Annotated in this window: 15 protein-coding genes and 2 pseudogenes; 3 read left to right on the top strand and 14 right to left on the bottom strand. The window is 67.1% G+C overall.

Translation table 11 applies throughout. The features are described 5' to 3' along the window. Window positions 1-100 precede the first annotated feature (100 nt). Window positions 101-238, bottom strand: a pseudogene (locus ACOGJB_RS16535) (transposase); the annotation flags it as partial. A 120-nt stretch (window positions 239-358) separates the two neighbouring features. On the opposite strand from ACOGJB_RS16535, the gene ACOGJB_RS16530 reads away from it, so the two are divergent. Next, on the top strand, window positions 359-598 hold the full coding sequence (locus ACOGJB_RS16530) for a hypothetical protein (protein ID WP_419838187.1): 240 nt from the start codon (window positions 359-361) through the stop codon (window positions 596-598). A 168-nt stretch (window positions 599-766) separates the two neighbouring features. On the opposite strand, the gene glyA is transcribed toward ACOGJB_RS16530, so the two are convergent. The 12 genes and pseudogenes from glyA to ACOGJB_RS16470 all read right to left on the bottom strand — a co-directional run bounded on the left by glyA (window position 767) and on the right by ACOGJB_RS16470 (window position 17,263). Then, window positions 767-2,035, bottom strand: a complete 1,269-nt coding sequence (gene glyA, locus ACOGJB_RS16525; protein ID WP_419838186.1) for a serine hydroxymethyltransferase — start codon at window positions 2,033-2,035, stop codon at window positions 767-769. Window positions 2,036-2,106: 71 nt separating this feature from the next. Continuing rightward, window positions 2,107-2,547 (bottom strand): ribose 5-phosphate isomerase B, encoded by a 441-nt coding sequence (gene rpiB, locus ACOGJB_RS16520; RefSeq protein ID WP_419840757.1) that lies wholly within the window; start codon window positions 2,545-2,547, stop codon window positions 2,107-2,109. 149 nt (window positions 2,548-2,696) lie between these two features. Then, the gene (gene prmC / locus ACOGJB_RS16515; protein ID WP_419838185.1) at window positions 2,697-4,253 is read right to left on the bottom strand and encodes a peptide chain release factor N(5)-glutamine methyltransferase; all 1,557 of its coding nucleotides are present in this window, start codon (window positions 4,251-4,253) and stop codon (window positions 2,697-2,699) included. Window positions 4,254-4,413: 160 nt separating this feature from the next. After that, complete coding sequence (locus ACOGJB_RS16510) at window positions 4,414-7,611, bottom strand: Calx-beta domain-containing protein (RefSeq protein ID WP_419838184.1); 3,198 nt, start codon at window positions 7,609-7,611, stop codon at window positions 4,414-4,416. Window positions 7,612-7,851: 240 nt separating this feature from the next. Then, entirely contained in the window at window positions 7,852-8,997 is a 1,146-nt protein-coding gene (gene prfA, locus ACOGJB_RS16505) for a peptide chain release factor 1 (RefSeq protein WP_419838183.1), read from the bottom strand. A gap of 33 nt (window positions 8,998-9,030) precedes the next feature. Then, window positions 9,031-10,092 (bottom strand): hypothetical protein, encoded by a 1,062-nt coding sequence (locus ACOGJB_RS16500; RefSeq protein ID WP_419838182.1) that lies wholly within the window; start codon window positions 10,090-10,092, stop codon window positions 9,031-9,033. Window positions 10,093-10,189: 97 nt separating this feature from the next. After that, window positions 10,190-10,447 (bottom strand): type B 50S ribosomal protein L31, encoded by a 258-nt coding sequence (locus tag ACOGJB_RS16495; RefSeq protein WP_419838181.1) that lies wholly within the window; start codon window positions 10,445-10,447, stop codon window positions 10,190-10,192. Between the two features lie 207 nt (window positions 10,448-10,654). Further along, window positions 10,655-12,088, bottom strand: coding sequence for a hypothetical protein (locus tag ACOGJB_RS16490; protein ID WP_419838180.1), 1,434 nt, complete (start codon window positions 12,086-12,088; stop codon window positions 10,655-10,657). Between the two features lie 188 nt (window positions 12,089-12,276). After that, the gene (locus tag ACOGJB_RS16485; protein ID WP_419840756.1) at window positions 12,277-13,302 is read right to left on the bottom strand and encodes an RCC1 domain-containing protein; all 1,026 of its coding nucleotides are present in this window, start codon (window positions 13,300-13,302) and stop codon (window positions 12,277-12,279) included. Between the two features lie 18 nt (window positions 13,303-13,320). Further along, window positions 13,321-13,968 (bottom strand): annotated as a pseudogene (locus ACOGJB_RS16480) (RCC1 domain-containing protein); the annotation flags it as partial. 526 nt (window positions 13,969-14,494) lie between these two features. After that, window positions 14,495-15,895, bottom strand: a complete 1,401-nt coding sequence (thrC, locus tag ACOGJB_RS16475; protein WP_419838179.1) for a threonine synthase — start codon at window positions 15,893-15,895, stop codon at window positions 14,495-14,497. Between the two features lie 24 nt (window positions 15,896-15,919). Beyond that, window positions 15,920-17,263 carry a homoserine dehydrogenase gene (locus ACOGJB_RS16470; RefSeq protein WP_419838178.1) on the bottom strand — a complete coding sequence of 448 codons (1,344 nt, stop codon included), beginning with the start codon at window positions 17,261-17,263 and terminating at the stop codon, window positions 15,920-15,922. A 204-nt stretch (window positions 17,264-17,467) separates the two neighbouring features. On the opposite strand from ACOGJB_RS16470, the gene ACOGJB_RS16465 reads away from it, so the two are divergent. Both ACOGJB_RS16465 and ACOGJB_RS16460 read left to right on the top strand, forming a co-directional pair. Then, complete coding sequence (locus ACOGJB_RS16465) at window positions 17,468-17,704, top strand: hypothetical protein (RefSeq protein ID WP_419838177.1); 237 nt, start codon at window positions 17,468-17,470, stop codon at window positions 17,702-17,704. Further along, window positions 17,691-18,032, top strand: coding sequence for a type II toxin-antitoxin system PemK/MazF family toxin (locus ACOGJB_RS16460; protein ID WP_419838176.1), 342 nt, complete (start codon window positions 17,691-17,693; stop codon window positions 18,030-18,032). The genes ACOGJB_RS16465 and ACOGJB_RS16460 overlap by 14 nt, the downstream gene beginning before the upstream one ends. A 69-nt stretch (window positions 18,033-18,101) precedes the next feature. Here ACOGJB_RS16460 and ACOGJB_RS16455 read toward each other — a convergent pair whose 3' ends face one another. After that, complete coding sequence (locus ACOGJB_RS16455) at window positions 18,102-21,866, bottom strand: DUF2339 domain-containing protein (RefSeq protein WP_419838175.1); 3,765 nt, start codon at window positions 21,864-21,866, stop codon at window positions 18,102-18,104. Window positions 21,867-21,907: the final 41 nt, after the last annotated feature.

Here is a 21,907-nt window from a genome sequence, read left to right as displayed (position 1 = left end):
CCGGGTCCGGAAGTCTGGCTGCAGCCAGCCAGTGCGACGGCGAAAGCTTCGTCGAGTGGATCTTCGTGCCGGTCGTGACCGTGAACCGCTTGCGGCAGCCAACACACCGCCAAACGCTCCACTCGCGATCACTGTCAACGCCTGAGACAAGACGGGCGCTTCCTCCGCAGGAAGGACACGCTGGCTCTTCAGGCCATCTGACCGAAATCAGGAGCTGCTCCGCGTTCACATGCTCCATCGCCTGCACAGGCACACAATACCCGCCTGCGGGCTGTTTTCTTTCCTGTGCGAACTAGGGCAAGAGCCGCCAATCAGGCTCGCCAGCGACTGAGCAATCTCACATCTCGCAATCACGGGCATGAGTGACCGTAGAGCGGCACTCCGAATTCGCCTTCTCGTTCTGGTCGCAGCGCTCATCGCCCCCGCCATGCTGATGCCCCGACACAGAGTGATGGCAGCCGAGCCCGTCATCCGCACGCCCACCGGCAACACACACTGGACGCGCTCGTCAGTGCAGTCCCTGCTGCGAACCATCGAACACGACCGCCAAGCCCGCGCCCACGCCGACCGCTGGACCGCCGAACAGACCGAAGACTGACCCCCGCACCCCAACACCACCAATACCCAGCCCAGCCGCAACCTCGGCCTGGACGGCTGGTTCGCCCGAGCCGGAGGCCTGCAACCCCCCCATGCCCGGCTCAGCCGCGACAGCATGGCCGAGCGCTCGCTGCCGCGGACCGCAACGGCTCCGACCGCGCGTGACGCTTCAGCGGTCGTAGGGCGGGAAGGCAGCGCAGAGTTCGGCGACTTCGGCGCGCACTTGGGCGATGACGGCTGCGTCGTCGGGGGTGCGCAGCACTCGCGCTGTGAACTCGGCGATCTTCGCCATCTCGTCTGGTCCCATGCCTTGGGTGGTGACCGACGGGGTGCCCATCCGCAGTCCGCTCGTCACGAACGGCGAGCGAGGGTCGTCAGGGATGGCGTTGCGGTTCAGCGTGACGCCGGCCGCGTCGAGCGCTTCCTGGGCCGCCTTGCCCGTCAAGTCAGCGTCGAAGGTGCGCAGGTCGATGAGCAGCAGGTGATTGTCGGTACCGCCCGAGACCAGCCGGAAGCCGTGATGTGCGAGTGCGTCTGCCAGAGCGGCCGCGTTCTCGACGATGCGGGCCTGGTACGCGGCGAAGGAGGGGCGCGCTGCCTCGGCGAAGCCCACCGCCTTGGCAGCGACAGCATGATCGAGCGGGCCGCCCTGGCTGCCGGGGAACACCGCTGAGTCGATGCGCTTGGCGTATTCCTGAGTGCACAGGATCGTCCCGCCGCGCGGCCCGCGCATCGTCTTGTGCGTCGTGAAGGTGACGATGTCGGCAACCGGCACCGGATTCGGGTGCACGCCGCCGACGATCAGCCCGGCAATGTGGGCTGCATCGAACATGAAGACCGCGCCGATCTCGTCGCAGATTTCGCGGAACGGCACTGGGTCGATGCGGCGGGGATATGCCGTCGCGCCCGCCACGATCAGCCTGGGCCGATGCTCGCGGGCCAACTCGGCCATGGCGTCGTAGTCGATCCGCTCGTCGCTGGGCGTCAGGCCGTAGCTCACGAAGTTGTAGAGCCGCCCGCTGACATTGACGGGCGAACCATGGGTCAGGTGCCCGCCTTGGTCGAGGCTCATGCCCATCACCGTGTCGCCGATGTCGAGGAGCGCCAAGTACACAGCAGCGTTTGCCTGCGAGCCCGAATGGGGCTGCACGTTCGCATGCTCAGCGCCGAACAGCGCCTTGACCCGATCGATGGCGAGCTGCTCGGCGGCATCTGCGTTGACGTTGCCGCCGTAGTAGCGGCGCCGGGGGTAGCCCTCGCTGTACTTGTTGGTGAGCACGCTTCCGGTCGCCGCCATCACTGCGGGCGATGCGAAGTTCTCCGAGGCGATGAGTTGGATCGTCGTCATCTGGCGCTCGAGTTCGGCTGCCAGCACGGCATCGATCTCGGGATCGCCGAGCGGTGCCCAGCTCGCTGTGGTGGGGTGCGTTCGGGTCATGAAGCTGTGTCTCCTTGCGGTGCCCGCCCTATGCGGGGTGCCTCAGTTCGGCTTCGAATGCTCAGGCCGCCTCAGCGCCGGCCGAGTGCGTCGATCTTGTCGACCCGTCGCTGATGGCGTCCGCCTTCGAACGCCGCTGCGAGGTACGCATCGAGTGCGGCTACTGCCCCGCCCGGATCCACGAGACGGGCGCCGAGACAGATCACGTTGGCGTCGTTGTGTTCGCGGGCAAGCCGAGCCGATGTCTCGTCGTGAACGGTGGCCGCACGGATTCCGGCCACCTTGCCGGCGGCCATCGCGATGCCGATGCCGCTGCCGCACACCGCCACACCGATGTCTGCCGTCCGGTTCGCCACCGCCTGGCCGACGGCCTCGCCGAAATCGGGATAGTCGACCGACTCCGGGCCATTGGCGCCCAAGTCCACCACCTCATATCCGCTGCCGCGCAGATGCTGCGCCAAGCGATCCTTCAGCTCCCAGCCAGCGTGATCGGCAGCAAGCGCGATCGTCAGCGGCGGAGAGGCATGGGGGTTGCGGTGAGCCACTGCGTCAGTCTCGCAGCCGTCGCCGCCCCTCAGGTACCGGATTCGGTGCCAGCTGGGCGAATTTCCAGCGCCCGAGGCCCTACAACCGCGAGGGGCGAGAAGGCCTGTCGCCTGTCCTACGCGAAGCGAAGCAAATCGGCGGGGACTGCCCCTGCTCGCAGCACGACGGGCTTGTCTCCGGTGACGTCCACCACTGTCGAGGGGGTTCCCCCGAGAGCCTGGCCGCGAATGACGCGGCCGGGTTGGGCCGACTCTGCCGGAGGGCTCGCGAGGCTCGATGCTGCTTCCTCGGCGTCGGTGGGCGTCTCGGCGCCGTGGCGGTTTGCGCTGGTGCCGGTCACTGGCCCGACCTCGTCGATGAGCCAGCGCAGCCATCCCAGCGCCGGCACGCGCACGCCCAGTGTCTCGCGGCCGTGCAATGGATCGGGCCCCCCTCGGCGCTTCGCCACCAGCGTCAGGCCGCCCGGCCAGTGCCGTTGCGCCAGAGATCGAGCTGACCCAGACAGCTCGACCAGTTCGTCGGCCTGCGCGAGCCCTGACACCAGGATCGGCATGGGGTCACTGCGGGGGCGCTCTTTGGCTTCGCACACCCGTGCGACCGCGTCGGTGTCGGCGTAGCGGGCCATAACACCGCAGACCGTATCGGTGGGGGCCACCACAAGCCCGCCGCCGCGGAGCCGCTCGGCGGCCAGCCTCAGCTCGGCCTCGTCGGGTTCCGAACGCGGGCGCAACGCGATCAGCGCCCGATCGAGGCCGGCAAGGTCTCGCTTGATGCGCACGTCGTCATAACCACGGGCAACCGCCACTTCAACAGCTGGAGGCGCCTGATCGGGAGCGAGCTCCAGCACCAGCAGACCGCCCGGGGCCAGCCAGCCACGGGCATCTCGGACAATCGTGTGCAGTGGCTCGAAACCATCGGCTCCGGCATACAGCGCGGCGTGCGGTTCCCAGTCGACGATCTCGGCCGGCAGGACTTCGCCGTCGGCCACATAGGGGGGGTTCGACACGATCACATCGAGCCGCCCTGCCAGCGAATCCGCAACACCGCCGTCACTGGCGGAACCAGGCACGCCGACGAGTGCATCGAACCAGTCTCCCTGATGCAACGAGACACGGGCGGCCGCCCTCCCCAAGCCGGCCAAGTTGGCTGCCGCCAGCGCCAGTGCATCGACGGAGCTGTCCGTAGCGAACACTCGGGCTTGGGGAACCTCGTGCGCGACCGACAGTGCAATCGCGCCGCAGCCCGTGCCGAGATCGGCCACGTTCATTTGTGCGGGTCGGCGGCCTCGCACGGTCGCGGCCAGCCAGTCAATCGCTATGCCCGCGACCACCTCGGTCTCGGGACGCGGGATCAGGGCTCGGCGGTCGACGGCCAAGTCAAGGTTGCGGAATCCCCAGCTGCCCAGCACATATTGCAAAGGCTCGCCCGCCGCCCGCCGGGCCGCCAACGCATCGGCGTGGGCCACCATGCGTGCGGCCATCGGCGTCTGCGGCGCCAAGGCGACGGCGGCGACCTCCGTTGCGCTGGCTTCGGCTGCGATTCGGCGTGCGCTCACCCCCGGATCGGGCACTCCAGCCGCCTCGAACTGCGCACGCAGTCCCCGGAACAAATCTCCGAGCGTCAGCCCTTCCTGTGGGCCGTTGCGGATCGGCTCATCCTCCCGCTGCGACACCGGCTACTGCGGGCTTGAGCTCGCCAACCAAGCACACATCGACTGTTTCAGCACCCTGCTAGGAGTGTGGTCGGATAGCCGCATTTCGGGTGGTTGGCGCATGCAAAGCCGCAGGTCGGGGCTCGCGGATTGGGCCAGGCACCCATTACCGACCACCCTCCTAGTCGGTGATGGTGCCGTACGCCCAGACTCCCCACGGGTTGGTGACTTCGGAGACGTAGGCGAGGTACAGGCCGACGACGGCGACGCCGCCGGTGGTGGACAAGGTCACGGTGGTAGTGGTGTCGCCGCTGTTGATGGTCGCGATTCCTGCGTCGCTGATGGCGAGTTGCCCGTCGCGGGTGACCGAGTAGTGCACGGCGACGTCGCTGGTGTGGGCGCAGTCGATGCTGATGACGAACTCGATGTCGTCGCCTCGCCGGGCGGTCACATCGGCTGCGGCCACGGTCGGCTTGCCGGTACACGCATCGGCGTCCGCGGGCGCCTGGTCGGTGTCGGCGATGCCGTCGGTGTCGGGCACGTCCTGCACCGGCGGCGGCTCGTCATCGTCCGCGACGCTGACCGTCGCCGAAGCAGTGCCGACGTCGTAATCGGCGCCGTCGGCCACCGTCACCGACACCGAACCGTCAGCCTCATCGACCGAATCATCGGAGGTCGCGACGCTGAACGACGCAGAACCGTCGCTGCCGATGGTCACCGTCCGCGAACCCGTCACCGCCCCGAAATCACCCGACGCCCCAACCGACACACTCACCGAGATCGGACTCGCCGGCGGCGGGCTCGCCGTCAACGTGAACGAAGCAGCACCGCCCTCGCTGACACCGGCCCCGGCGCTGACGCTCACCACCGGCGTCGGCGGATCGTCATCATCAGCGACGGCAACCGTCGCCGTGGCAGTGCCCACGTCGTAATCGGCACCGTCGGCCACCGTCACCGACACCGAACCGTCAGCCTCATCGACCGAGTCATCGACCGTCGCCACCGACACAACCTTGCTGGTCGTGCCCGCCGCGATCGTCACCGTCCGCGAACCCGTCACCACGCCGTAATCACCCGACGCAGAAACCGTCACGCTCACAGGAAGATCCGCAGCCGGCGCCACATCAGCGCTCACCGTGAACAACGCAGCACCACCCTCCGTGACACCGGCCCCAGCGCTCACGCTCACCACCGGCGCGGCCACCAGCTGCGGATCGTCATCGTCGAGCACCTGCACCGACTGCGACGACAACGAACCCACCGTGTAACCGCCGACGCTGTCGCTGTTCAGCGTCAGCGTCACCGAGCCGTCGGGCTCATCAACCGAGTCGTCAGACGACGACAGCGTCAGCGTCTTGGACGACTGCCCCGCCGGGATCGTCACCGTATGGGAACCCGTCGGCACGCCGAAGTCGCCCAAAGCCGACACTGTCACGCTCACCGCCAGATCGGCAGTCGGCGGCGGAACCGCGCTCACCGTGAACGACACGTCAGAACCCTCCGTACCGCCGACAGAACCGGTGATGTTCACCTCCGGCACAACGACCGGCTGCGGCGCCGCCAACATCGCCTGCACCTTCGGCAGCGTCGTGACGCCGTCCTGCCAGCCATGGCGGACCGCCCGCTCCAGCCACACAGCAATGTCCGCGTCGCTCATACCCGTACGGCCCTCGAGCCGATCCAAGATCAGATTCCAATCACGGACACCGTTCGCATGATTCCGGCGCGTGAAATCCGCGATATGCGCATTCACCTCCGCGATCAGAGCCGCCTCGTCAAGCCGAGCATCGTTGGAGTCACCCATTGGCGCATCGTTCGAGTCGCTGATCGGCGCATCGTCGGAGTCACTGATCGGCCCATCGTCGGACTCGGGGCAGGCGATGCACGCCACGGTCGTCCGCGAGTAGTGACGGTTCCACCGACTGCGAGGATCGGCTGCTCGGCTCCAGAACCCGGGCGGCGTGTATTGGTCGAACACCACGTTGCCCGGCGTAGCGTCGGCCGCGACATGCACCCGAACCGTGTACACGCGATTGCGTTTGGAACTGGTCTTGAAGTCCAAACGCTGGAACCACTGGGCGTCCTCAGCCCCGTTGTTCCACACCAGCGACATCTTCACATCCCGCCAATGCGATTCGGAACGCAGGGTGAGGATGTGCGTTTGATCGGGTGCAAGGCTTCGGTTCTTCAGCCGCACGCGAAACGAATACGTCTCGCCCGGAACGAGCACATCAGGCAGCGCTGTATCCACTCCTCCGCCGTCGTTCATGTTGATCCAGGTCGAGCCGTTGGCGCCCGCGGAGAACTGCACGTCTTGGTCCGGGGCGTCGTCATCGGTAATGGTGATCTGCACCGGCCACCTCTCGCCGGAGGGGTCCTGGTAGTAGTGGCCCGCATATGGATGGCCAGTAATCCGGGCCAGCGTCCGGTGCCGCACCGTCACGCTGTGGCCCTTCGCGTCCGCATCTTGGCCGGCGCGATAGGTCACCGTGCGCCATGTGTCAATCTGATCCCCGCCGTAGGACCTCGGCCGATGCGGGCACTGGGACGGTGTGTCGCCGGGCAGCACAGTCAGAGAACTCAGGGGAAATACAGAGTGATCGGCGCTCGCGACGCAGGTGAGCCGATCACGGTCGAAATCTGCATTCGTAATGTCCGAATGGGCGGGATGCACTTCGACCTCACGGAACGAAGTGAGCGCCGGGGTCAGCCGGTACTGATACGACTTGGCAGAACCGCCCTCGGTCAGGGTCAGCGACGGGGTCGTGGTCTCTTGCCAGCCGTCGTCGCCGTTCACCGGGCAAGAATTGTCCGCCCTCGTACACACCCGGAACCGCAGGCGGCCGATATCGGCAACGTCGCTGGGCCGGATGTCGAAGTAGACGCCTGGGCTGCCGGGATCGTCCGGGTCGGCGTTCCTGGTCTGTGGGATTCGAGAGGGGGCCGGATGCCACCCTCTCGGCAAGTGCCCGAGCACGATCGCGGCCCGCTCGAACTCTTCGGCGATGTTGTCGTCGACAACCTGAACGGTGACCGAGCCAGTGGTCTGATTGGCGGGAATGGTGATGGACGCAGGAATCATCAGATCGTCAGCCGACGCCGAACGGCCCGTTACGCCTCCCGTTGGGCTGAACTGGATCGGAACGATCAGCGCGGTGCCCGTGTGCGAGGCGTGGTTGCCGCCCCTGGTGCGCTCGGCCGTGAGGGTGAACGAGGTGCCCTCGCTCACCAATCTGTTGGAGCCACCGCTCATGTACAACCCAACACGTTGGGGAGAAGTCTCATGTGCCGCGGCCGGCTGCACCGCGACCACCGCCGCCGACGCTGCGGTCAGCAGCGCCACCACAACGCCGCACACAGCGCGCCGCGCGGTCTTCATGCCCGCACCGGGGGGGGGGGGGGGAATCACTTCGCTTCTGCATTGCCAGCCACTCCTAGCTCGAAACCCACGCCGGCCCGGCCGTTCTCACCGGCCACGTCGCTGCCGTGCCGTACACAGATGTACGCAATGGTCAGGATAGCGCGCGCAGTGCCCCAGCTCTCAAGCCAGATCAGCCGCCAGGATGCACAAGCACGCAGGCTCGGCCCCACGCGCACGCCGCTGACGTGGGGGTTTGCGTCAGGCAATCACCCGAGAAGCGGCTTTCTCGACCCCTTGGCGCACATCGCCGTCGGCGACGGCGGCAGCCAGGAGCCGTTCGCGTTCCGCGCGCTGCATGGCGTCGACGATCTCGTCGAGCTCTCCGGCCAGCACCCGGTCGAGCTTGTGGATCGTGAGCCCGACGCGATGATCGGTAACCCGATTCTCCTTGAAGTTGTACGTGCGGATCTTCTCGGACCGGCCGCCGCCGCGGACCTGGTCGCGTTTGTGGGCCGCCACCTCGGCCGCGTGGGCATCTTGGCGGAGCTGCAAGAGGCGCGAGCGCAGCACCCGCATGGCCTTGGCCCGGTTCTGCAGCTGGCTTTTCTCGTCCTGCATCGACACCACGACCCCGGTGGGCTTGTGGGTGACGCGCACCGCCGAATCGGTGGTGTTGACCGACTGGCCTCCGGGTCCCGATGACCGGAACGTGTCGACGATGAGATCGTTCGGGTCGATGTCGACCTCGACCTCGGCGGCTTCGGGCAGCACGCTCACTGTTGCCGACGACGTGTGAACTCGGCCTTGGGATTCAGTCACCGGCACACGCTGCACCCGGTGCGGCCCCCCTTCGTGCTTCAGCGCCCGCCACACATCATGTCCGCGCACTGCGAACGTCACATTGGTGAACCCGCCCATGTCGCTGTCCTGGCTGCCGAGCAGTTCCCACGACCAGCCGGACCGCGCGGCGACATAGGCCCGATACATCTCGAAGAGGTCGCGGGCCCAGATATTGGCTTCCTCGCCGCCTTCGGCACCCTGGATCTCGACGATGACGTCTCGCCCGTCGTTGGGATCGGGCGGCAGCAGCAGCGTCTTCAGCCGCTCGTCGAGTTGCGTTGCCCGCTGTGTGGCGACCTCGAGCATCTGGCCGGCCTCGGTTGCATCGTCACCGTCGCTGGCGTTGAGGAGATCCTGGGCGGCCTCGGCGTCGGCTGTGGCTGCGCGAGCCTCGTGGACGACGTCGATGATCTCGCCGATCCGTGCGAGCCTGCGTCCGAGGTCGGCGAAGCGGGCACGATCCCCTGACGCAGCGTCTTCGCCCAGCTTTCGCTCGAGCTCGGTTCGCTCGGCCTCGAGCGCATCGAGCCGTTCGGATTCGAAGGCTTCGAAGGTGCCCGACACGCGTTCAGGCTAACTGCGGGGGTGATGAGCGGATCAGGAACTCGAGCCGGTGATGGTGCGCCAACTGTCGTCGATCTCGACGATCTGCGCCGGCCTGCGAAGCCTGGCCGACATGGCCCTGATGACCTCGTGGGCATCGCGACGAGGCAGCGCAACCACCAGTTCGGCGTCAGGATCGAGAAACAGCCGAGCATCGGCTGCGAAGGGCACCACATCGAGATCGATGCCGACGCACGCCACCACCACCAAGCGGCGGCCTTCAGGCGTCAAGCCGTACGCCACTGCGGGCACCGGGTCCTTTGGGCCTCCGTGAGGCAGCGGTGGCGACGCAGCTCGCAGCCGGCCTGCACCCACGAGGTCTGGCCGCCGTATCAGCAGCGACCGAAGCCAGCGGGCTGCTGACAAGCGATTGAGCGGGTGGGGCGACGCGCCGGGCGAGCGGTGCGCTCGCACCACCTCGGCGACTCGTCGGATGGCTTCGGGCGTCGGCTCATCTGCGTGCAGCAGCGAGAACGCCTCCCGATCATGGGCACCCACACCAACCTCGATCTGCCACTGCGTCGAGGCCTCGCCTGCATCGCCGTCGCCGGCTGCCGTGTCGCCGCGGGGGGCCCCAGCAACGACCCGGGCCACTTCGAGACCTTCCACCTCGCCCGTGATCACGCCGTGCTCGACGGTGACCTCGACACCGGCAGCACCGAGCAGCGCTACCAGTTCGGGCACACGTGGCGGTGGGGGCTCGGTCGGCCGCGGCGCCGCCTCAGCGATGGCGGCATGGGAACCGTCGATCTGCCACACAGTCGGTGCTGAGACGAAACACGCCGCCCGACGGGCAAGCACGCCGCTGTGGTTCTCGGCGAAGACATGCACGCCGTGGCACCCAGCGCGCACCGCGAGCGCCAGCGCGCCGCCGAGCGCTCGCTCGGCGCGTTCGTGCGCAAGGCACACCACGGTGGTCTCGGCGTTCGTCACGACGGCCAGCGCGCCGTCGTCGGTGCCGGAAACCTCGCCGGGTTCGAGGCCGAGCGCGTCGCGGGTCAGTGCCCGCAGCTTGGCCGCGTGAAGCGCCCGGATGCGATCAGCGTCGAGCGCCATGACGAGTGCTCTCAGGCGTGCAGCGGACCGGGGCGGTTGGGCTGGCTCATCGATGATGCCCGCAGCACCCGTCGGCCGCACCTCACCGGTGGCCCGTTCAGCTCCGCCGCTTCCGCTGGCCGTAGCGGCGCTCGAAGCGCTCCACGCGGCCCGCCGTGTCGACGATCTTCATCTGGCCGGTGAAGAAGGGGTGGCTGGCGCTGGACAGCTCGACGTTGGCCAGCGGATACGTCTTGCCATCGGTCCACTCGATCGTGTCGTTCGTCTCGACCGTGGACTGCGTGAGGAAGGCAAAGTCGGCACCGGCGTCCCGGAAGACCACAGGCCGGTAGTTCGGATGGATGTCGCTCTTCATCGTGTTCCCTGATTCGCAGGCACTCATTCGACGGCTCTGAGGCAATCAGCCTAAGAGCGGGCGGCGACGGGCGCACCTTTCTGTTGTTACACCAGTTGCTTCCCGCTCTTGTTCGCTGTCGCTCACGGGCCGCTCGGGCCACGGCTCTGCCTATCGGCGAAGCCCCTGAGAGCGGGCGACGACAGGCACACCCGCATCGAGCGACGATCAGCGGTGCTCGCCCAAGCTGAAGCTGGCGTCGCTGTCCAAGGAGAATTCGCCGGCCTCCAGCGCGGCGACGCCGGGCAATCCCGCGCCGAGCGCGATCTCGAGATTCGCTGCCTCGCGCAGGCGGCCTGCTACGAGGTCATCGACTTGGTAGCCCGTCGACGTGCGCGCCGTTGCCACCATTGTGATGGAACCTGCGTCTTCAAGGTTTCGGGCACCGCCGAAGAATCTCAGCGTCGAGCTGATGGCCGCACCCACGGCGTCGGTCGGCTGGTGCCGCCCGTTCCCGCCAGCGGCATAGGCACGCGCGAGCCGTGTCAAGCCGTCGAAGAGGATGACGACATCGTCTCCGGCCTCCGCCATGCGCTTGGTGCGTTCCAGCGTGAGCTCAGCCACGGCAAGGTGTTCCTCAGGCGGCCGATCGAACGTCGAGGCCAGTACCTCGCCCGAGGTCTCGAGTCGGCGAGTCATCTCGGTGACGTCCTCGGGCCGCTCGGAGATGAGCAGAATGATGAGGTGTGTGTCGGGGTGCTGTTCGCCGATGGCGGCGGCCATGGACAAGAGCAGCGGCGACGCTGAATGCGTACCGCTCGCGGTGAGCAGGCCGCGCGAGCCCAATCCGATCGGAGCGAGATCATCGACGGCGGCGAGATGCCTCGCGCCCTGCTCACCGGCCAGCGGCAGGGCGTCGGTGGGCAGCACGGGAGTGAGGTCGTCGAAGAGCGGGCGATCCGGCTGATCAGGCGGCTGTTCGCCGTTGAGCGTGTCGAGACGCAGCAGTGCAGGGTTCCGCTCGCTGCGGGCTGCTGGACGGCTGACGCCGGTGATCCGGTCGCCCCGGCGCAGGTCGTACTGGCGCACCTGACGGGCTGCGACATAGACGTCGTCTGCGGAAGGCAAGGGGCCATTCGTGCGAAGGAATCCGTAGCCCTCGTCGCGCAGGTCGAGCAGGCCGTCGCAATGGACGGTCTCGCCGACGATCTGCGCGTCGTCGCGCGCGCGGCCACGGCGACGGCTGCGACGGTTGCCTTCCTCGGCCACCGGGACATCCGAACCCGAAGATTCTGAAGGGGAAGCGCCCGGCTGCTCTCGCGCTGCGGAATCGTCGTCGGCTGTAGCGCCCCGGTCGCGTGTCGTGACCGGCGGCTCGGCTGTGGCATCCGCTCCGGCTGCGGGACCGGAGTCGGCCGGTGGCGACGGCGTGCGGGTGCGCTTGGTGACCGCTGGGGTGTCCGAAGGGGTCTGTGACGCCGTCTCGGCGGCAGCGGAGCCTTGACCATCTTCCCCGTCGGCACCGGCGGCGCCTTCGGGGGCCAAGATGGCGCTGATGATGGTGTTCTTGCGCGCCCGGGGTGCTACCTCGACGCCCAGCGCCGTGGCGATCTGCAGCAGCTCATCTCGCTCCTTGGATTCGAGCAATGCACGATCCGGCATGTCCGACATGGCTACCTCTGAAGCTCCGGCGTGGCCTCGCGACGCCGCCCGGGACGCGATGCGAGTGTGCGGTTCCTGTGACGGGCCTCTGCGCCCGACCCAGCGATCCGGTCCCGTGACGCCCGAGCGAGCCCTGCACTGGGGAACCGTCGATCAGCGCCGACGCTACCGCCGCGCAATCTCTGCTGCTACTGGCTGTGACGCTGCCTAGCTGCGAACTCCGCCCGCCCACCATTGCCCCAGCACTCCAGTTGGCGGTCAGCGCGGTGTGCGCAGGCGAAGTTCCTTCCGACGATCAGATCTTCGAAGGGCCCAGACGGGGCGTCGAGTTCGCCGTTGTCATTGCTGCCCCAGCACACGACCTCGCCGTCGTAATCGAGCGCGCAACCATGCCAGGTCGAGACGGAGACATCGGCGAATATCCCCTGCGGCGCGTTGAGCAGCCCGTCGTCCTTGGACCCCCAGCAGGAAATCCGGCCCGCCTGATCCAGTGCACATGAGGTCCGCTCCCCTGCCGAGACAACCGTGAACGCACCCTCGGGAGCGTTGAGTTCACCATGAGTGTTGTCACCCCAACACTCGATGGAGCGATCTTCCCTGAGACCGCAATTGTGATGGACACCGACGGAGAGCGACGTGAAGGCACCCGGCGGCGATTCGACGAATCCATCAGCAGTCCAACACGCCGCGGTGGAATCGGCACGCAGTGCGCACGTGATGCCTCCTCCGGCCGACAGTTCGACGAACTGCTCGTCGGGCACAAAGTGGACGCCGCTCAGTTCGTCCGGGAAGCCTCCCCAGCACGACGCCGATCCGTCAATCCGAAGTCCGCAAGAGTGGTAATGGCCGCCGTCGACGGAGATCAATCGGTCATCCGGGACGTCTGTCGGGCCACCGAAGTTCCAACCCCAGCACTCGGCTTGGCCGCTGTCGCGGACGGCGCAGACGTGCCACGCCCCGGTGCCGAAGGTGGCGAACTCCCCGTGAGGCGCAGCGTCCCGGCCGTCGTACTCTTGCCCCCAGCAGACAGGAGCGCCGCTGACGACCAAGCCGCAGTTGTCGTACAAACCGGCGGCCAGCGAGGTGAACCGGCCAGCCGGCGAGGTTCCTTGGGACTCCTTGTTGTTGCCCCAGCACGAAACGACACCATCGGTCCTCAGAGCGCAAGCATGGCCGTCTCCGACGACCACCGAGACGAAGCGACCTGTGGGCACCTCCGACTGGCCGAGCTTGGCCTCGCCCCAGCACTCAACTGAACCGTCAACGCGAACGCCACACGAATGCCACGGGCCGGCGGCAACGTCGCGGAACGACCCTCCTGGCGCCGAAGCCTGCCCCTGGTAGTTACGCCCCCAACATGCGACAGTCTGATCCGTCCGCAGGCCACACGCCACAGCGCCGTCACGACTCACGGAGAGGCGTGTGAACGAACCGCGCGGCACTGGAGCGTCTGCGGACTCGGCCTCACCCCAGCAAGAAATCTTGCCATCGGCGAGCAGTCCGCATGTGACCTGGTACGCCGCATGAATCGAGCGGTAGGTCCCAGCCGGTGTGCGACTGCTCGACGCATCATCGCCCCAGCATTCGACGGAGCTGTTCGCACGCAAGCCGCACGTGTGCTTGCCACCTGCGCTGACGGATACGAATTCACCGAGCGGCGCATCCGCTTGGCCGACATCGTTCCACCCCCAGCATTCAACAGAGCCATTGGCACGCAGGCCGCATGTGTGCGCTGCAGCGGACGAGATGCTGCGGAATGCGCCCGACGGAGCATCAGTCTGGCCAAGACCTTGCGATCCCCAGCAGTGGGCTGTCCCGTCGAGGCGAAGAGCGCACGCAAAGCTCCCGCCCACTGAGATTGCACCAGACCCTTCGCCCATATCGTCCGTCTCGGGAGGAATGCCGTCCGGCGGCGGCGAGACAGAGTCCTCAACCGACTCGGATGGCTGCGTCTCGTCTGCTGCAGCGTCAAACTCGGAAGCATCGCTCGCCCTCGAATCTGGGTCCGGCGTTCTCTCACTGAACCCCTCAGTCGTCGCCGCTGGCTGAGGTTCCGAGGCAACCGGGGTCTGCGCCACGTCTGACGCCTCGGACGCCGTCGCCTCGGGCTCCGCTGAAGCTCGGGACGCAGTCGTCGTTGGCGTTGCGGAACCTGGTTGGACTGTTGACGCCGTGTCACCCGCGTCGTCGACGTTTGACGACTGGTTCGCAATCAGCACGGCGATGAGCAGCACGACGAGCACCGCCAGCGCTGCAAACTCCCACCGCATGACGGGTGCTGCGCGATGTTGCTCGTTCGAATCGCTCATCACATCGCCCAAACTCGACCGGAGATGAGTTTGACAGGCGGTTCCGGCGATTACCGACCGATATGGGCTCCATAGCGACCTGGCAACGCCGGACGGTTCAACGGGTGCATCGGGTGGTGACGAAGTCGCGGATGGTGGCGAGGTCGTTGGGCAGGGTGGTGAGGTGTTCGGGCCGGTCTGCAAGTGCCGCGAGCGCTGGCGGCAGCTCGGGTTGGCGGCCGGTGGCCTCGAGCACGGCGTCGCCGAACTTCGCGGGATGGGCCGTTGACATCACGGCCATGGGGGTGTTCCAGCCGCCGGTGGGGGCGTCTCGGCGAGCCACCGTGAGAGCGACCGCGGTGTGAGGGTCGATGAGCCGCTCGTCGGATTCGTTCACTGCGGCGATGGTGGCAGCCACCTCGGGTTCGCTCGCTGCGCCGGCATCAAAGTCGGCGCGCAGGCCGGCTTGCACCCCGGCAGTCAATGTCAAGGACTTGTCGGCCCGGAATTGGGCCATGTCGGCAGCGAGCGCGGCACCACGACGTCCGCCCAATTCGTACAGCAGGCGTTCAAAGTTACTCGACACCTGGATGTCCATGGCGGGGCTGGTCGAAGGTCGCACCTCGCTGATGGACATCTCGCCGCTGCGGTGGGTGCGGGTCAGGATGTCGTTATGGTTGGTGGCGACCACCAGCCGGTCGATCGGCACACCCATGCGGCGAGCGACGTCGCCGGCAAGCACATTGCCGAAGTTGCCGGTCGGCACGCAGAACGAGACGGCCCGCTCGGGCGCCCCCAGCCTCGCTGCTGTGGTCACGTAGTACACGGTCTGCGCAGCAACCCTGGCCCAGTTGATGCTGTTCACCGCGCCCAGCCGCATCCGCTCACGGAACGGCCGATCGGCGAACAGCGCCTTCACCAAGTCCTGGCAGTCATCGAACGTGCCGTCGATGGCCACGTTGTGGATGTTCGGGCTGTCCACCGTTGTCATCTGCCGTCGCTGGATCTCGGTGACCCTGCCGGCGGGGTGCAGCATGACCAACTCGATGCCCGCGCGGTCCCGACATGCTTCGATGGCGGCCGACCCGGTGTCTCCCGAGGTGGCGCCTACGACGGTCATGAAGCTGCCTCGTCGGGCCAGCTCGTGCTCGAAGAGCCTGCCCAGCAGCTGCAGAGCGACATCCTTGAACGACAGCGTCGGTCCCCAGAACAGCTCCACCAGGTGCTCGCCAGTCTCCAGCCGGCTCGTCGGCACCACATCTGCATGGTCGAACGTGGCGTAGGCGTCCTCGGTCAGCGCAGCCAAGTCGTCGCTGCTCAGCGATGGCGCCACAAACGGGGCGAGAACCCGTGTGGCGACTTCGTGATATTCCAGCCGTGCGAAGTCGGCCAGGTCGCTCGGGCGGATCGTCGGCAGCCCGTCGGGCACGTAGAGCCCGCCGTCGGAGGCGAGTCCCTCGAGCAGCACGTCACCGAAGTCCAGGATCGGGGCGTCGCCCCGGGTGCTCACGTAGCGCATGGCGCCCTCGGCCGATCCCGGCCGCTACTCGCCGATCACGCGGATCGCGTTGCCGATTCGTCGCACAGCGTCGAGCTCTCGCACATCTCGCAGCGTGGAGGCCACATCGGCCTCCCGAGCTCGGTGAGTGATGAATTCCAGGTGAGCGATGTCGTCGGCTGCCCCGGCCCGGGTGGTCTGCTCGACCGAGCGGATCGACACCCCGTGCTCACCGAAGATTCCGGCCACCGCGGCGAGCACGCCGGGCTTGTCGGTGACGTCGAATTGCAGGTGGTACGCGGTGAAGGTCTCGTCGATGGACCGCAGACGGGCGGCGGTGAGCGGGCCGAATCCGTCGCACACTCCCCGGTGAAGATTCTGCGACACCGTGATGAGATCGCCCAGCATCGCGCTGGCGGTTGGGAATCCGCCTGCGCCGCGCCCGTACATCATCAGGTCGTCAACGGCTTCACCCTCCAGGAACACAGCGTTGAAGGCGTCGCGCACTGAGGCCAGCGGGTGGCCGACCGGCACCATCGCCGGGTGCACCCGTACGGCGATCTCGCCGTTCTGGCGTTCGGCCACCGCAAGCAGCTTGATCACGTGGCCCATCCGGGCGGCAGCTGCGATATCGCCCGTGCCGATGCTGCTGATGCCTTCCTGGTGGACGTCGCCAGCCACGACCTTGGCCCCGAACGCGGTCATCGCCAGGATCGCCGCCTTGGCGCCTGCGTCGAAGCCCTCCACATCGGCGGTCGGATCGGCCTCGGCGTAGCCCAGGCGCTGCGCCTCGCCGAGAACGTCGGCGTAGTCGGCCCCGTCCTCGGTCATGCGAGTGAGGATGTAGTTAGTCGTTCCGTTCACGATGCCCATCACACGCGTGATGCGTTCGCCGATGAGCGAGTTGCGCAGCACGCCGATGAGGGGGATCCCGCCTGCAACGGCCGCCTCGAACGCCAAGTCCACGCCGTTGGTGTTCGCCAAGGCGAACAGCTCCTCGCCGACGTTGGCGATGAGCTCCTTGTTGGCCGTGACGACGGGCTTGCCAGCCCCGAGCGCCGCGGCTACGAGATGGCGGGCGGGCTCGATGCCGCCCATCGCCTCCACGACGACATCCACATCGTCCGCCACCACCAGTGACTCGCTGTCGCGGGTGAGGACACCTTCGGACAGCTCCACCGTTCGCTCGGCGCTGAGATTGCGGACCGCGACTCGGGTGACTTCGAAGTCCAGCCCGGTGCGTCCCGCCAGGTGTGTCCTGTCGCGGTGCAGGATGGCGACGAGCGCAGCTCCGACGTTGCCACAGCCCAAGACGCCGACGCGCAACGGTCGCGGCGCGCCGGCTTCATCGGCGGGAGCGTCAAGGGTCTCGGCAGCGGCGTCGGGCACGGCCGAAACGGTACCGCCAGCGCACCTGCGCTCCCGCACGGATTTCGGCCGACTCCCCCGAGGCCCGCGCGGACCTGAACCGCCTGATCGTTGACCTCGGCCGCCCGCAGCCAGCAGATTTCGACGTGAAGTGATGCAGCGCCTGTCCGATTCATGTAGATAATTTGTAGACAATTTCGCGAACAAGCGCGGTAGCTTTGCCATATGGACACCACCACCATTCGCGTCGATCGGGACACACATGCCCGACTGGTCGAGATGAGCCGTTCGAGTGGAGACAGCCTCACCGATACGGTCCGGCACGCCGCCGACGCCCTGCGTCGGCTGAGATTCGGGTTGCGAGTGCAGGCGCAGTATGCCGAATTGCGCGACGACCCAGAAGCATGGGCCGGCTACCTGGCGGAGGCCGAATCGACCCATGTGAGCGATGGCGTCGATTGACGAGATCTGGCTTGTCGATTTCGGCGAGCCGTATCCGAACGAACCTGCCTCGCTGCGGCCTGCGCTCGTGCTGGGGCCGCCGAACATATTCGGTTCCGACTTCCCGATCTCAATCGTGGCGCCGCTCACGACGACGCTTCGGGGCCTGGACCTCCACGTCGAAGTCCCAGCGAACGCTCGCACAGGCCTGCACGAGACGAGCTATGTGCAGTGCGAACTGCTGCGGTCCGTCAATGCCAATCGCCTGGTTCGCCGCGTCGGCACCATTGACGTCGACATCAGCTGGCACGTCAGCGAGATCGTCAGAACGCTGCTGAACCACCCCTGACGTGCGGTGGATGAACTACCGCTCGCCAGCGAAGCCTGAGCATGTCGAGTCGCTTGTTGGCCCAGACAGTCACTCAACCGTCTCGCTCGAGGATCGGCTGTGTGTTTCCGGATCGTCTTCTGATCTCTCGGCCTTGGCTTGCGATGGCGGGACTGGGGCCAGATAGCCGACGATCAGCAGCACGATGCCGACGCCGATGAATGACCCGGCTTTCGGCAGCGCAGCCAAGCTTGCGAGGTCGACCAAGAACAGCTTGATCACCACGATGCCCATCCACGACGCGCCGACGATCCAGATGCGCCGGTCGCCCGCTCTCACACCGGCGACCATCGCCGCCAGTGCGATCGCAGCCCACAGGATCGACACCGCAACCTGCAGCTCAGTGGAGTACACGAGTGATCTCAGCTCGAACGGCACACCCGCCCAGTGGTGGACTGTCCGAGCCGCGCTCATCGTGAGAGCTACGACGCTCGCCGCGCTGAGCACAGGAAGCCACGGTGTCGCTGCCAAGCGCAGCAGGCTCCCGATGGCTGGGGTCAGGCTGTCCGAATCCGCGGACAGCTCCGCGACCATCTCCCGCTTCCACCTCAACAGCAAGATGACCGAGGCTGCGGCGAAGATGTCGATCGGATTCAAGATCGGCAGAAACAGCAGCGGGTCGACGTCTCCGTGGTGGTTCACCACAGCAATGCCGACACCCGCGGCTGCCGCCCAAACAACCGGGGTGATGCCATACAGCAGGCAGCAACGCCATCCGTCGCCCACGAACCATGACGCAACCGGACGGACAAGCAGGGAAGCCTCCATCCACAGCAGGACCGCCGCCGCCGCGCCGTAGAGCGGCCATGCCCCATCGGCGACCTGCGCCAACTGGCCGTACACCTCGGCGGCTAGGAACACGCTCGCCAGGCAGTAGAGCCCGCCGTAGAGCCCGGTTGCCTTCAGCCGGTCGCCACCGGTGCGCAAGAACGCCGCGTAGGCCACGAACATGAACGGCCAGGCTGTCCAGCCCCAGTCCGCAGACGGGTAGTCCTTGCTGGCCAGGGCGACCACCAAGGCCACGCCGAGCGTGGGCAGCATCAGCACGCCGGCCCACTCCAACTCGTTCCACCTCAGCGCCCGACCAGCAGCCACCAACGCTGACAGCGTGCCGAACACCAGCAGCGACAACCCCCACAGCCGGTAGTCATCGGTCACGACCCAGATCTGCGCCGCGGCGGCGTACAGCCACCAGCCGACGCCCCACAGCAGCGACAGCCACATCAACGGGACGCGAAGTTCGCCGAGTGCCGAGGATGACCGGTAGCCGATCAACGCGCTGGCGACTCCGCAGATGGCCAGCAGAACGGCGACGCCGAAGTACGGGTTGAGCACCGTGGTCTCGTCTGCCCAGAAGCTCAGGGCAGACGAGCGATCCGCACCTTCAGTGGCCAAGTAGTCCTCAACCGACCGAGCGGCATAGACCCCCGCGGCAGCGAACTGCAGCAGCGTGCCGAGCACATCGCCAACGGCCATGCGACGCCGCGCAGCGAGCCACACCAGCACCGCTCCTTCGACCGTCCACAGCGTCGACACGGCAAACGGCCCTGCCCGCACCCACATCTCCGCTGACTCGGCGAACAGCAACCAGGCCCCGCCGAGCGCCAACGCCGAGTACATGACTGCGCGCCAGGCGTCATCACGGTCACCGACGAACCGGGAGATCGCCGTGGCGCTCGCGAACCCGCACACCGCCAAGAACGCAGTGATGGCGAAGTACTGGTTGACGACCGGCAGCGTGTCCGCCCAGAACTCGAACGAGCCAGGCGACAGGCCCGCAGCGTCGTCGCTCAGCTTGAACACAGCCGCGACGGCAGCAACTGCCTGCATGGCGACGCCGACCACGGCAACCGGCATCGAACGGCGTCTCGACGCCATCCACGTCACCGCAGCGCCCTGCACTGCCCACAACCCGACAGTGGGCAGCAATCCGAATCGGAGCCAAACAGCGGCAGTCTCAGCGAAGAGGAACCAACCGGCACCCCACACCAACGCCGCGATTTGCACCGACAGGCGCCAGGGATCGAAGCGCGATGAGCGGCGCAAAGACTCCGCGCTGGCAAGCCCGCAGGCAGCCAGCATGATCGCGCCGAGCGCGTACACGTTGAGGACCGGTGTGGCCTCGGCCCAGAAACCGAAGACCGCAGGAGAGTCCCAGTCCACGGAGTCCGTGGTGATCCGCACCCCGTACGCAACAGCAGCGATGGCCTGCAGGACAGCGCCGCCCAGCAGCGCCAGCCGCGAGCCCCAGCGTGAGCTGGCCCACACGAGCACCGCACCTTGCACCGCCCAGATGGCCGAAGTGGCCGATGCGCCCAAGAACAGCGGAACGGCGGTAGCGCAGAACACCACGGCGAGCGCCGCATAGGCAACTTCGAACTGCTTGGAGGTGTTCCCCAAGCGGCGGGACAGCTGGTGGAAGGCGGCGTGCATGACGGCAAGCACCGCGCTGCTGACCGCGACGCCGTAGCGCAAATGGCCGACCAGCAGCGCCTGCATCGCCAGCCCTGCAAACGGCGTGCAGAACAGCAACGGATTGATCCATGCGTCGGAGAAGCCGACAGGTTCTTCGCGAGACGACGGCACCGGAGGCCACACCAGCGGCACGAGGGTGTACAGCAGCACGAAGAACGCCACGAACGGCTGCAGTTGCAGCCAGTCGCTGTGCTCCTCGCGAGCAAAGAGCCACAACCCGGCCACGACGAATGTGAAGCCGTATCCCGACAGCACCAGTGTCGGCCACGCTTTTAGCCTGCTCACGGCGACCACGGCGACGCCCAGCACCGCGTAGAACCCGAACACCTCGAAGTGATCCTGGGGCCATGCAAACGCCAGCAGCGGCGCAGAGAAGCCGCCGATGAGCCCCAGCATCGCCAGCGTCAGCGAGCCTTGGATCATGGCCAGCGCACCGGCCGCAACGGTGATCAGCACGACCGCAGCCAGGGCCGCCAGTGGTGCCACCAGGTCGTACAAGGCATACGCGGCGAGCGTCACCAGGTACAAGACAGCGATCCCGCCGCCCTGCAGACTGCGGCCGTAGATCGGCCGACTCGTCCGCTGAAGCCAACCGAACGCCAGCAAACCGAGCCCGAACGCAGTCGCCGCTGCCAGACGAATCTCGATCGTGAAATCCACCCAGCCGCGCACCGCTGCTTCCCGCAGCAGGAATCCCAGCCCGATCAGCGAGACAATGATCCCGATCTTCACGGGCGAGTTGCCCGTCAGCAGCCACGTGCGCGCACGGGCAACGGCAACCGCCGCCAAGGTGGGCCCGGGCGGTTTCGCCGGTCGACGAGGAGCCTGCAACCGTCGGGTGGCAGGCACCGCCGGCCGGGGCGCGGGGGCAGGCCCCGAAGCAGGGCTCGTCGCAGATGCCGGTGCGGGCGTCGGACGCGGTGCCGGTGCCGGGCGGGGCGTACGCGTCGGTTCGGCTGGTACCGGATCTGTCCCGGGCAATTCGCGAACTGGTTCCGAATCAAGATCAAGGTCCGATTCGGGTGCGCTCTGCGGTGCTGGCTCTGGCTCTGGCTCTGGCTCGCGCTCAGATGCCGGCGCAGCGTCTGGCTCAGGTTCGGGCCCTGGCTCGCGCTCAGATGCCGGCGCAGCGTCTGGCTCGGTCTCGCTCTCGGGTGGACGGTCGGGAATTCGAGGGGGCGCGACCGGGACCTGTTGCGCCGCTGAAGACGGTGGTACGGGTTCCGCAGCCGCCTCTGGCTCGTCATTTTCCTTTCGGCGTACTGCCGAGCGACGCAAGTTGTCGACAGTCCGCTCAAGTGCGTCCAGACGAGAACGCATCTCACGAGACCCGATATCGCGGCCGATCAAGTAGCCGATTG

Source organism: Candidatus Poriferisodalis sp. (assembly GCF_965208895.1).
GTDB lineage: Bacteria > Actinomycetota > Acidimicrobiia > Acidimicrobiales > Poriferisodalaceae > Poriferisodalis.
Note: the sequence above shows the minus strand (reverse complement) of the source record. Positions and strands in the feature narration are given on the sequence as shown.

What these genes read in the sequence shown, in the direction of transcription:
- ACOGJB_RS16490 (WP_419838180.1), bottom strand. Translation starts at nt 12,088, where the DNA reads ATGCCGGATCGTGCATTGCTCGAATCCAAGGAGCGAGATGAGCTGCTG.
- ACOGJB_RS16500 (WP_419838182.1), bottom strand. Translation starts at nt 10,092, where the DNA reads ATGGCGCTCGACGCTGATCGCATCCGGGCGCTTCACGCGGCCAAGCTG.
- ACOGJB_RS16510 (WP_419838184.1), bottom strand. Translation starts at nt 7,611, where the DNA reads ATGAAGACCGCGCGGCGCGCTGTGTGCGGCGTTGTGGTGGCGCTGCTG.
- thrC (WP_419838179.1), bottom strand. Translation starts at nt 15,895, where the DNA reads ATGCGCTACGTGAGCACCCGGGGCGACGCCCCGATCCTGGACTTCGGT.
- ACOGJB_RS16455 (WP_419838175.1), bottom strand. Translation starts at nt 21,866, where the DNA reads ATGCGTTCTCGTCTGGACGCACTTGAGCGGACTGTCGACAACTTGCGT.
- ACOGJB_RS16460 (WP_419838176.1), top strand. Translation starts at nt 17,691, where the DNA reads ATGGCGTCGATTGACGAGATCTGGCTTGTCGATTTCGGCGAGCCGTAT.
- ACOGJB_RS16495 (WP_419838181.1), bottom strand. Translation starts at nt 10,447, where the DNA reads ATGAAGAGCGACATCCATCCGAACTACCGGCCTGTGGTCTTCCGGGAC.
- glyA (WP_419838186.1), bottom strand. Translation starts at nt 2,035, where the DNA reads ATGACCCGAACGCACCCCACCACAGCGAGCTGGGCACCGCTCGGCGAT.
- ACOGJB_RS16465 (WP_419838177.1), top strand. Translation starts at nt 17,468, where the DNA reads ATGGACACCACCACCATTCGCGTCGATCGGGACACACATGCCCGACTG.
- ACOGJB_RS16530 (WP_419838187.1), top strand. Translation starts at nt 359, where the DNA reads ATGAGTGACCGTAGAGCGGCACTCCGAATTCGCCTTCTCGTTCTGGTC.